The organism is Mesorhizobium sp. M4A.F.Ca.ET.090.04.2.1 (assembly GCF_003999085.1).
In the GTDB taxonomy this organism is placed as follows: Bacteria; Pseudomonadota; Alphaproteobacteria; order Rhizobiales; family Rhizobiaceae; genus Mesorhizobium.
This window is the reverse complement of the sequence record NZ_RZOT01000180.1, coordinates 1-10,530: the sequence shown is the minus strand read 5'-3', so window position 1 is coordinate 10,530 and position 10,530 is coordinate 1. Positions and strand designations below refer to the sequence as shown.

10 protein-coding genes and 1 pseudogene are annotated in these 10,530 nt (G+C 64.0%); 5 read left to right on the top strand and 6 right to left on the bottom strand.

Annotation, left to right across the window (positions count from 1 at the left end):
• From EN781_RS14750 to EN781_RS14740, 3 genes are all read right to left on the bottom strand, one after another.
• The coding region (locus EN781_RS14750) for a chromosome segregation SMC family protein (RefSeq protein ID WP_145965509.1) at positions 1-1,576 on the bottom strand (1,576 nt) is incomplete at its 3' end.
• A gap of 63 nt (positions 1,577-1,639) precedes the next feature.
• Positions 1,640-2,368, bottom strand: a complete 729-nt coding sequence (locus EN781_RS14745; RefSeq protein WP_126055895.1) for a DsbA family protein — start codon at positions 2,366-2,368, stop codon at positions 1,640-1,642.
• Positions 2,369-2,509: 141 nt separating this feature from the next.
• Positions 2,510-3,010, bottom strand: coding sequence for a DUF721 domain-containing protein (locus tag EN781_RS14740; RefSeq protein WP_126055896.1), 501 nt, complete (start codon positions 3,008-3,010; stop codon positions 2,510-2,512).
• Positions 3,011-3,043: 33 nt separating this feature from the next.
• Between EN781_RS14740 and mutY the strand changes: the two genes are divergently transcribed.
• Positions 3,044-4,171 carry an A/G-specific adenine glycosylase gene (gene mutY / locus EN781_RS14735; RefSeq protein WP_126055897.1) on the top strand — a complete coding sequence of 376 codons (1,128 nt, stop codon included), beginning with the start codon at positions 3,044-3,046 and terminating at the stop codon, positions 4,169-4,171.
• Positions 4,172-4,196: 25 nt separating this feature from the next.
• Entirely contained in the window at positions 4,197-4,808 is a 612-nt protein-coding gene (locus EN781_RS14730) for an HAD family phosphatase (protein WP_126055898.1), read from the top strand.
• A 58-nt stretch (positions 4,809-4,866) separates the two neighbouring features.
• Here the strand turns inward: EN781_RS14730 and EN781_RS14725 are convergent, their stop codons facing one another.
• Positions 4,867-6,000: a site-specific DNA-methyltransferase gene (locus tag EN781_RS14725; protein WP_126055899.1), complete on the bottom strand. Its 1,134-nt coding sequence runs from the start codon at positions 5,998-6,000 to the stop codon at positions 4,867-4,869.
• 186 nt (positions 6,001-6,186) lie between these two features.
• On the opposite strand from EN781_RS14725, the gene EN781_RS14720 reads away from it, so the two are divergent.
• Positions 6,187-6,876 carry an HAD family phosphatase gene (locus tag EN781_RS14720; RefSeq protein ID WP_126055900.1) on the top strand — a complete coding sequence of 230 codons (690 nt, stop codon included), beginning with the start codon at positions 6,187-6,189 and terminating at the stop codon, positions 6,874-6,876.
• 148 nt (positions 6,877-7,024) lie between these two features.
• On the opposite strand, the gene EN781_RS14715 is transcribed toward EN781_RS14720, so the two are convergent.
• Positions 7,025-7,486, bottom strand: coding sequence for a cupin domain-containing protein (locus EN781_RS14715; protein WP_126055901.1), 462 nt, complete (start codon positions 7,484-7,486; stop codon positions 7,025-7,027).
• Positions 7,487-7,590: 104 nt separating this feature from the next.
• Here EN781_RS14715 and EN781_RS14710 point away from each other — a divergent pair, with 104 nt between their 5' ends.
• On the top strand, positions 7,591-9,153 hold the full coding sequence (locus tag EN781_RS14710) for a winged helix-turn-helix domain-containing protein (RefSeq protein WP_126055902.1): 1,563 nt from the start codon (positions 7,591-7,593) through the stop codon (positions 9,151-9,153).
• A gap of 132 nt (positions 9,154-9,285) precedes the next feature.
• Here EN781_RS14710 and EN781_RS14705 read toward each other — a convergent pair whose 3' ends face one another.
• Positions 9,286-10,008 carry a hypothetical protein gene (locus EN781_RS14705; RefSeq protein ID WP_126055903.1) on the bottom strand — a complete coding sequence of 241 codons (723 nt, stop codon included), beginning with the start codon at positions 10,006-10,008 and terminating at the stop codon, positions 9,286-9,288.
• A 128-nt stretch (positions 10,009-10,136) separates the two neighbouring features.
• On the opposite strand from EN781_RS14705, the pseudogene EN781_RS14700 reads away from it, so the two are divergent.
• A pseudogene (locus EN781_RS14700) lies at positions 10,137-10,530 on the top strand (threonine synthase); the annotation flags it as partial.

Genomic DNA, 10,530 nt, shown 5'->3' with positions numbered 1-10,530 from the left:
TCTCATAGCCGCGCTCGACGCTGATCTGTTCAAGCACTGAAGGAAAAAGATCGCCGCTGCTGGTGGCGTTGAGGATTTTTGCCAGCGTGCGTGCTTCGGTCTCGATGCGCGCCAGTTCCGCCCTGGCATCCTGCAGCGGAGGCCTTGCGGCGCTTTCGGAGCCGCGCGCCTCGGCGACGGCCTGCTCGGCGGCGATGGCGCCGGCCTCGCTCTCTTCCAGGCGGGCGAGCGCGTCCTCGACCAGCAGCCGCTTCTCGGCCGGATCGGGCAGGCCGGAAATGCGGGCGACGATGTCGGAAAGCTCGCGGTCGACCTCGGCGAGCTGGCGGGCAAAGCGGTCGCGACGCTCGGCGGTCTCGCGCAGTGTTCGTTCGATCTGATGCCGCGAGGCGGCGGCCTCGGCCCGTTCGGCGGTCAGCGCGGCAAGCTTTGCTTCGCTCTGCGAGAGCGTCGCCCCGGCCTGTTCGAAGGCGGCGCGCGTCGTGGCCTCGCGCTCGGCGGCACCGGCATTCTCGGAGTTGAGCGAAGCTTCCTCGGCGCGAAGGCGCTCCAGGATATCCGCATTGTCGCGCACCATGCGCTCCTCGCGGGCCATGTCGCCGTCGAGCTGCTGCAGCCGGCGCTCAAGCTCGACCTGGCGGGAGCGGATGCGGCCGGCCTCTTCCTCGATCTGTGTCTTGGCGATCGACAGGCGCTGGAAGGCGGCGGCGGCGGCAGCTTCGGCGTCGCGCAGGTCCGGCAGCCTGTGGGCGCCGATGCCTTGTTCCCTGGCGGCGGCCATCTGCGCGGCGGCGCGGTCTCCGACCAGCGTCGTCGCGGCGGCAAGTGCCGAACGCGCGTCGCCCTCCTGGGTCTTGGCCAGCGTCCAGCGCAGATGTAGCAGCGTCGCCTCGGCCTTGCGGATATCGGCCGACAGGTTCTTGAAGCGCGAGGCCTGGCGCGCCTGGCGCTTGAGGCTGTCGATCTGGCTCTCCAGTTCGCCAACGACGTCGTCCAGCCGTTCGAGGTTCTGCTCGGCGGCCTTCAGCCTGAGTTCCGCCTCGTGGCGGCGCGTGTGCAGGCCGGAAATGCCAGCCGCCTCTTCGAGAAGGGCGCGGCGCGCCTGGGGCTTGGCCTGGATCAGTTCGCCGATGCGGCCCTGCCCGACCATCGAGGGCGAGCGCGCGCCGGTCGACTGGTCGGCGAACAGCAGCTGCACGTCCTTGGCGCGTGCTTCCTTGCCATTGATGCGGTAGAGCGAGCCCGCCTCGCGCTCGATGCGGCGCGACACCTGTAACTCATCGGCGTCATTGAAGGCGGCGGGCGCGGTGCGGTCGGTGTTGTCGAGGAAAAGCGTGACTTCGGCGGTGTTGCGGGCCGGCCGCGTGCCCGAGCCGGAGAAGATCACGTCGTCCATGCCGGACGCGCGCATGTTCTTGTAGGAGCTTTCGCCCATCACCCAGCGCAGCGCCTCGACAAGGTTCGACTTGCCGCAGCCGTTCGGTCCGACGATGCCGGTAAGGCCGCGTTCGATGACGAACTCGCCGGGCTCGACGAAGGACTTGAAACCGAGGAGGCGAAGGCGCGAAAATTTCATTCGCGCCGCCCCACATTACAGGCGAGCGCGCCGAAGCTCGGTCGCTTCGACGCGGCCTGGACGTCAGAGCAGAGGGTCGATGATGGCCGACATTTCCTCAATCGACATCGCCCCTTTGTAGGTCTTCCCATTGATGAAGAAGGTCGGCGTCGAGTCGACCTTGAACTCGTCCGCGCCGCGTTTCTGGACTGCTCTGACATCGTCCAGAAGTTTCTGGTCCGTCAAGCAGGCCTCAAAGGACTCCTGTGTAAAACCGGCGAGCTTGGATATCTGCAGCAGTGCTTCCTTGGTGTTGTTGACGCCAACCCAGCTCGGCTGCTGCTTGAACAGCACGTCGACCATCGGGAAATAGTTATCCTTGGCGCAGCGCGCCAGCATGAAGCCGGCCTCGGCGCTCGGGTCGAAGGGGAATTCGCGCAGGATATAGCGCGCCTTGCCGGTGTCGATGTACTTGGTCTTCAACTCAGGGAAGGTTGTATCGTTGAAATGCGCGCAATGCGGGCATGTCATCGAGGCATATTCGACGATGGTGACCTTGGCGTCGTCCTTGCCGAGCTGCTTTTCGGGCAGCGCGCCCGGCTTCAGCAGTTGCGCCATGTCGACTGTGCCCTGCGCTTCCGGCACCTTGGCGGCGGCCGGCGTCGCCGGCTTGGCGGGTGTCGACGGGTTGGCGGGCTTCGCATCGGCCGCCTTTGCCTCCTCCTCCGAGTCGCTGCATGCGGCGATGAAAGCCACCGCCGGAATGGCGGCCAGCGAGCTCAAAAGGTTTCTGCGAGACAAAGGACGGTTCATGCGAATCACCTGATATCAGTTGGATTTTGCAATGCAAAAGCTAGAGAAGGCGAGAGTTGGCGCGAATTAAGGCATCGCCGTCCCCATTCCAATCGCCAAATTTTGTCGTGCGTTCACGAATACGCGAGATAAACGACAATCCTATGGCCTTTTCTGCCCTAGAATCGTTGCGCCCAGCCGCTCCAATGAGGCGCGCAAGCCATCGTCCTCGATCTTGCCGACGGTTCGCGAAAGCTTCGCCTTCTCCGCGTCGTTGAGCGGTCTCGGCGCCGGTTTCGGGCGGGCCTTTCCGGACAGCACCGGCTTTTGCACGATCTTGATGCGGCCAATAGCGCTAAAGCCGAGGAAGGAATTGACGCGATTGATGATTTCCCCGGCTTCATGCTGCAGGTGGAGCGCCGCCATGCCTTCGCAGGCGATCACCAGCACCGCAGGTTCGAACGGGTCGTCCTCATGCAAGCGACGCGGCCACTGGATCTTTTCCGGGCGCGAGCGCCCGGCTAGCCGGGGTCCGGCGATCTCCTCCCAGGACTGCACCAGCCCGATCGAGATGCCTGCGCGCTTCTTCAACACCGGATCGAGGATCTCGGTTGCGAGATCGCTCACCGGGACGGGATTGCCGTAGGGCTTTTTCCCTGCCATGTGCGTTCTCCAATCCCCGAGCTCATCCGATCAATGGCACCGCACGACCAGACCCGCAAGGCCGCATCCGGCGAAAGCAGCGAAGCCCTTTCAGGCGGTGTCGCCTCCCGCCTGCTCGCCTGGTACGACGCGCATCACCGCGACCTGCCGTGGCGCGTCGCGCCCGGGGCGCTGGCCGGCGGCGCAAGGCCAGACCCATACCGCGTATGGCTCTCGGAAGTCATGTTGCAGCAGACGACTGTCGAAGCGGTCAAAGCCTATTTTCGCGCATTCCTCGAAAAATGGCCTGACGTCGGGACGCTGGCGGCGGCGCCCGTCGAGGATGTCATGAAGGCCTGGGCCGGGCTCGGCTATTATTCCCGGGCGCGCAACCTCAAGGCCTGCGCCGATCTGGTCGCCGGGCGCGGCGGCCGCTTTCCGGACACGGAGGCCGGGCTGCGTGAGCTGCCGGGGATCGGCGCCTATACGGCGGCGGCGATCGCAGCCATCGCCTTCGACCGGCCGGCGGCCGTCGTCGACGGCAATGTCGAGCGCGTCGTGTCCAGGCTCAATTCAATCGCGACGCCGCTCAGCGAGGCCAAGCCCGAGATCCGCGCGCTGGTCGAGCAGATGGTTCCGGCAAGGCGGCCCGGCGATTTCGCCCAGGCGATGATGGATCTCGGCGCCACGCTCTGCACGCCACGGCGGCCGCGCTGCATGCTGTGCCCGCTGCGCGAGGATTGCAGCGCCATCCTCTCAGGCGATCCCGAGCGTTTCCCGGTCCGCCTGCCCAAGGACGACAAGCCGCTCAGGCGCGGCGCGGCGTTCGTGGCCGAGCGCAATGATGGCGCCATCCTCCTGCGCAAGCGCCCGGAAAAGGGCCTGCTCGGCGGCATGACAGAGGTACCGACGACGTCGTGGAGCGCAAGGGTGGACGGCGCGACCACGGAAGCCGCGGCGCCCTTGCCTGCCGACTGGCGGCACGCCGGACGGATCGCCCATGTCTTCACCCATTTCGCGCTCGAACTCGAAGTCTTTCATGCCCACATCAAAGGCGATGCGCCGGATGGGCATTTCTGGTCGCTGGCCCATGAAATTTCCGGGGAAGCGCTGCCCACCGTCATGAAAAGGGTAATCGAAGCGGCGATACCGGGCGCGACCAGAAGACAGCGCCCGCAGTGATGGGCGGAACTAGCGAAGGACCCGCATGACCGAAATCCGCCACATCGTGTTCGACATCGGCAAGGTGCTGATCCACTACGATCCGGATATCCCGTTCAGCCGCCTTATTCCGGATGCCGGGGAGCGGAAATGGTTCTTCGACAATGTCTGCACGCATGACTGGAACCTCGAGCAGGACCGCGGGCGGAGTTGGGATGAGGCCGAGGCGCTGCTGATCGCCGAGTACCCGAGCCATGCGGAGAATATACGCAATTTCCGCCGGCATTGGCACGAGATGGTGCCGCATGCCTATGACGACAGCGTCGCCATCATGATCGGCCTGATCGAGACCGGCCACGATGTGACGATGCTGACCAACTTTGCCTCGGACACGCTTGCCGAAGCCCGCCAGCGTTTCGACTTCCTCAACCGTCCGCGCGGCGTGACCGTTTCGGCCGACATCCGCCAGATCAAGCCGGATCGCGCCATCTACGATCATCATGTCGCCGCGTTCGGCCTCGAACCGTCCGCGACGTTGTTCATCGACGACAGCCAGAAGAATGTCGACGGCGCCAAGGCGGCCGGCTGGCAGTCTGTGCTGTTCACCGACGCCGAAACGCTCAAGACAGACCTCGAGCGTTACGGGATCAAGGCCTGATTTGAATTGTTTCGGACGATGACGTTCCGATTAAACTTTAATGGCGAGCGTGCGGGGGTCAGGCCCCTGCCCGCTCCATGCCGAGACGCGCGATGCGGCGCAGCTCGTCGATCGGGGTGAGGCCACCGCTGCGCTCATAGTGCCAGAAGGTCCAGCCGTTGCAGGCGTCGAGCCCCTGCACCTCGGCGCCGATCTTGTGGATCGAGCCGGCGCTGTCGCCGATCGCCACCGTGCCGTCGGCGCGCACCTTGGCTGCCCAGCGCTTCTTGGCGTCGTAGAGCGTGGCGCCCGGCGCCATCAGGCCGGTGTCGATCAGGCTGATGAAAGCGACGCGCGGCTCGGCGCGCTTGCCGGACAATACGGTCAGGTCGGCGCCTTCCAGCGGCCGCACCGCGTCGATGCGCTCATTGGCGGCGTCGATATAGGCCTGCTCGCGCTCGATGCCGACGAATCGCCGGCCGAGGCGCTTTGCCACCGCGCCGGTGGTGCCGGATCCAAAGAAGGGATCGAGCACGATGTCGCCCGGCTTGGTCGAGGCCATCATGATGCGGGCGAGCAGCGCTTCCGGCTTCTGCGTCGGATGCAACTTGTCGCCATTGTCGTTCTTCAGCCGCTCCTGGCCGGTGCAGATCGGGAACAGCCAGTCGGAGCGCATCTGGACATCGTCGTTCGAGGCCTTCAGCGCCTCGTAGTTGAAGGTGTAGCCCTTGGCCTTTTGGTCGCGCGAGGCCCAGATCATCGTCTCATGCGCGTTCTGGAAGCGGCGGCCGCGGAAGTTCGGCATCGGATTGGTCTTGCGCCAGACGACGTCGTTGAGAATCCAGAAGCCGAGATCCTGCATCTTGGCGCCGACCCTGAAGATGTTGTGGTAGGAGCCTATGACCCAGATGGTGCCGTTGGGCTTCAACACGCGCCGCGCCGCCAGCAGCCAGGCGCGAGTGAAGGCGTCATAGGCTTCAAAGCTCTCGAACTGGTCCCAGTCGTCGTCGACGGCGTCGACCTTGGACTGGTCGGGCCGGTGCAGGTCGCCGTCGAGCTGCAGGTTGTAGGGCGGATCGGCGAAGATGACGTCGATGGACTTTTCCGGCAGCCGGTCGAGGGCCGCGACGCAGTCGCCCTTGAGGATGGTGTCCAGCCATTCGGATTGCTGGGGAGCGTGGGAAAGCTGGTCGATAAGACGCACGGCTGACATTTTTACACCCAAGGCACGCGTTACTGTTTACTGTCCGTTATGGTTACCGATCAGCGTAAATATTCGGTGAAGGGCGCGACCGCCCGGCGGTCAAAAGCTTCGTGAATTTGCGAAGCCCGGCCGCTTGGTGTATGCCGCGCCGCCTGAGCCGCATCAGGCCACCTTTTTCCCACGTTCCGGATCGCCATGCCCCAGCCAGACCTTGTCATCTTCGATTGCGACGGCGTGCTCGTCGATTCTGAAATCATCGCCGCGCGCATCGAGGCCGAGCTGCTGACCTCGGCCGGTTACGAGATATCGCCGGAGGAACTGGCCGAGACCTATGCCGGGCTGACCTTCAAGGACATCATGATGCGGGTGGAGGAGAAGTCCGCCATCCCCTTCCAGGCTTCGCTGATCGACCGCGCCGAGACGCTGGTCGACCGCAAGCTGCGCAGCGACGTGCGCATCATCGACGGCGCGCGCGAGGCGGTGGCGTCCGTCACCGTGCCGCGCGCGGTCTGCTCCAACTCTCGCACGGAGCGGGTCGAGTTCATGCTGGAGAAGGTAGGGCTGCTGCCGTTCTTCACCGGCCGCATCTTCTCGGGGCTCGACATACCCAGCAAGAAGACCAAGCCCGCCCCGGACGTGTTTCTCTATGCTGCCGAAAAGCTCAACGCGAAGCCGGAAAACACATTCGTGATCGAGGATTCCGTGCATGGCGTCACCGCCGCCAGGACGGCCGGCATGCGCGTCATCGGCTTCACCGGCGCCGGCCACAGCTATCCGGGCCATGCCGACGCGCTGACCGAAGCCGGCGCGGAAACGGTCATACGCCGCTGGGCCGAGCTGAAAAGCGTGATCGCCGCCCTGTCGGAATGGTCGGCGGACGCCTGAAGCGGCTCAGCTTGTCACAGAAATCGCTAATCCTCTCCAAGTATTTGTTTTTACACAATTCCACACAGCAAACCGCTACGTCCGCGTCCGAAGGTCTTACTGTAGGCCTGGCCTTTCGCTTACCAAGTTTTGGGCCGGAGACGAGGTCCTACGCGCGTGTTGTCAACGTCGACAGCTGATCGGTGTCGTAACGGTTCCGCAGATCGGCGAGCGCTTTTGGATCCGGCGCACCCTGCGCCGCGAGTTTGGCGAGCTCTTCGAAGTAATGCTCGTGGCCAGGCGGAGAAACTGTCATCAACACGCGTGCCGGTTTCTCGCTGACATTCGTGATGTTGTGCGGCACTCCCGGCGGGATGAACACATAGGTACCGGGCGTTGCGCGGATCATCTTGTCGCCGACATGCCACTCACACTCGCCTTCGAGCAGGTAGAAGGTCTCCTCCTGCATCCGGTGAACATGCCGCCCGGTGGCGAACTCCGGTGGAATCGTCCAGTCGAACATGCTCATGTGCTTGCTATTCTCGCCGGTGACGAGGAACGACATAGGATGGCCACGCAGCATGACGCCTTTCCTCTCATCGGGCATGCGGATGACGGCATTGGCGCTCATATGATCCTCCTGTGGTTGGGCGCTACCTCTGGCATTTGCGCAACATCGGCCGCCCATGCCCGAAAGTCGTGAATCCCTTCCCAAAAATTTGCTAAAAGACTCGAATGACAGTCAGGGGCGACCTCTACCAGTTCGGCCCGTTCCGCCTCGATCCGGAGGTGGGCATTCTCTTTTACGGCGCTGAGCCGACCATGCTTGGGCAACGCGCAACTGCGCTGCTGTGCCTGCTGATCCAAAACGCCGGCGTACCCGTGTCCAAGGACGCGCTGATTGAGACCGGTTGGGGCGGATTGGCGGTTGCCGACAACAATCTGACGGTTCAGATCGCAGCCCTACGCCGAGTGCTGGCCGACGCAGCGAATGCCGAGAGCTGGATCGAAACACTGCCGCGGCGCGGCTATCGCTATGTCGGACCGCCGGTCGCCACGAATGTTCGCGATACCTCGGTCGCGACCCGCGCCGAGTCAGCCCCGATCTTGCCCGAGAAGCCCTCCGTCGCGGTCCTGCCGTTCTCGAATTTGAGCGGCGATCCGCAGCAGGAGTACTTTGCCGATGGGATGGTCGACGACATCATCACAGGCTTATCGCGCATCAAGTGGTTGTTCGTCATCGCACGAAACTCGACCTTCACCTACAAAGGTCGCGCCGTGGACGTGAAGCAGGTCGGCCGCGAGCTTGGCGTTCGCTATGTCCTCGAAGGCAGTGTGCGCAAGGCCGGCAGTAGCGTGCGTGTTACCGGGCAGATGATCGATGCATCGACCGGCGCGCATGTATGGGCCGAACGCTACGACCGCAGCTCCGAAGACATCTTTGCGCTTCAAGACGAGATCGCGCTGTCAGCAGTGGGCGCGATTGCGCCGAGCGTGCGGAAAGCCGAAATCGAACGTGTCAGACGGAAGCGCCCTGACAGTCTCGACGCCTACGATCTCGTGCTGCAAGCGCAGCCTGACGTCGATTCAGGTATGCCGGAGCAAGTGACCAGAGCGCTGGTGCTTCTCGAGCGCGCCATCGCGCTCGAACCAGCGTATGCGCTGGCGCATGGCAATGCCGCGATGTGCCACCATTGCTTGTTCCTTCGCGCCGGTCTGCAGGAGATCAACCGTACCTCTTCCATCCGCCACGCCCGGTCGGCCATCGTCCATGGACAAGACGATGCACTCGCCTTGACGTGGGCCGGCTTTTCCATCGGAATGGATGCACACGATCGCGCCGCTGCATTCACGGCGTTGGAAGCAGCCCTCGTCATCAGCCCGTCATCGGCGCTGACCTATATTCTTGGCAGTGTCATTCTGGGATGGAGCGGCGAAGCGGAGCGCGCGATAGAATGGAGCGCGCAGGGCATGCGGCTAAGCCCGTTCGATTCGTGGGCCTGGGCCGCATTTGACGCCCAGGCAATGAGCCATTTGCTGCAAGGCCGTTACGAAGAAGCCTGCCGCGCGGCTTACAAGTCCGTTCAAGCCAATCCAGCGCATAGTATCACATATGTGCAATTGGCCGCCGCGCTGGCCAAGCTTGGCCGATTGGACGAAGCGAGGGCGGCCGCCGCGCGCGTGCTCGAGCTTCAGCCGGCCTTTCGCTACAGCCGCCAGTTTGCAGGCGTGAATTGCGCGCCCGCGCTCGCAAAGGCTCTTGGCAGCGCGCTACGGGACGCAGGATTGCCGGAGTAGCTCGACTAGCGACACGCCGTTGTCCTTTGAATTGGTTGTAACCGGAGCGCGACGACGACTTGCCGCCAACTCTCCAGCCTTCGTCCAGCTTGCGTCAATCAGGCTGCAGCTGCGCGCCAATGCATCCGCGCATCAGTTTGTCGCCGGGGCGGACTTTTTCTTCCGCTTGCCCTTGTCGGTGGCGGCTTTCGGCGCGTTTTCGTCATAGCCGGCGAAGGCCTGGTAGTCCTTTGCGGTCGGCTCGGGCACGATGACGTTCGGGTCGGTGAAGACGAACTGCGTCGCGGCCGAGGGATCAGTGATCTGGACCTGATACTGGTGGATCTGCGAATAGAGCACATCCGTGCCGTGCATCACCGCAACGCGGATCGGCATCGTGATCGTGCCCGGTGCGAACATCGGCCCCGGCACGACCCTGCCGGCCACCGCGATCTTCATCGACAGCTGGCCGTTGCCACGGCTGCAATCGCGGGTCACGTCGGTAATCGAGGCCTGGTAAATGATCTTGGCGGGATCGCGATCCGGATCGACGAGGGTGCCGTCGGGCGCGGCCTGGGCGGCAGTGGCTGCCTCGGCCGCCTGCGCGGCATCCTTCTTCTTGGGCTTGGCGCCGCCCTTGGCATAGATGTTGAAGTAGGCGGTGCCATCGCGCAGCGTCACTTTCGGGCAATAGGCCTGCAACTGGCTGGAAAGCACCTTGGGGTCCTGCGGTGGCGGTGGCGCCTGGGTGTCCTTCTTGCCAAGACCAAAGCTCAATATGCCATTGTCGCTCGATTGGCAGCCGGCGGCGGCAAGCATAAAGCCGGCAAGCGCCAGACCCGCGACAAAACGACGGTTGACCGAATGAAACGCCATGAACTGCACTTCCCTCTCGCAAAGCTGGTGACGTATATCAACGGCGCGGCAAAAATGCGACTGAGCCGGCTCGGAAAATTAACCAATTTGCGGTGGATGAACCCGCCGGCTGCAATGGACTGGTGACGATGCAATATGTGAGTACCCGCGGGGAGGCGCCCGCGCTTGGATTTTCCGACGCGGTGCTTGCCGGGCTGGCGCGAGACGGCGGGCTCTACGTGCCGCGCGAATGGCCGCACTTCTCGGCTGCGGATATCCGCGCCATGCGCGGCCTCGCCTACCCCGACCTTGCCATCCGAGTGCTGACGCCGTTTCTCGACGGCGAGATCGCGGCGCCGGTCTTCGAGAGGCTGGTGCGCGAAGCCTACTCGACCTTCCGCCACGAAGCCGTCTGCCCGCTGGTGCAGACCGGGGCCAGCACTTTCGTGCTCGAGCTCTTCCACGGCCCGACGCTCGCCTTCAAGGACGTGGCCATGCAGCTGCTGGCCCGGCTGATGGACCATGTGCTGGCCGAGCGGGGAC

Bases quoted from the DNA above. Each gene is read 5' to 3' on its own strand.
- EN781_RS14745 (WP_126055895.1), bottom strand. From the start codon at position 2,368: ATGAACCGTCCTTTGTCTCGCAGAAACCTTTTGAGCTCGCTGGCCGCC.
- EN781_RS14740 (WP_126055896.1), bottom strand. From the start codon at position 3,010: ATGGCAGGGAAAAAGCCCTACGGCAATCCCGTCCCGGTGAGCGATCTC.
- mutY (WP_126055897.1), top strand. From the start codon at position 3,044: ATGGCACCGCACGACCAGACCCGCAAGGCCGCATCCGGCGAAAGCAGC.
- EN781_RS14730 (WP_126055898.1), top strand. From the start codon at position 4,197: ATGACCGAAATCCGCCACATCGTGTTCGACATCGGCAAGGTGCTGATC.
- EN781_RS14725 (WP_126055899.1), bottom strand. From the start codon at position 6,000: ATGTCAGCCGTGCGTCTTATCGACCAGCTTTCCCACGCTCCCCAGCAA.
- EN781_RS14720 (WP_126055900.1), top strand. From the start codon at position 6,187: ATGCCCCAGCCAGACCTTGTCATCTTCGATTGCGACGGCGTGCTCGTC.
- EN781_RS14715 (WP_126055901.1), bottom strand. From the start codon at position 7,486: ATGAGCGCCAATGCCGTCATCCGCATGCCCGATGAGAGGAAAGGCGTC.
- EN781_RS14710 (WP_126055902.1), top strand. From the start codon at position 7,591: ATGACAGTCAGGGGCGACCTCTACCAGTTCGGCCCGTTCCGCCTCGAT.
- EN781_RS14705 (WP_126055903.1), bottom strand. From the start codon at position 10,008: ATGGCGTTTCATTCGGTCAACCGTCGTTTTGTCGCGGGTCTGGCGCTT.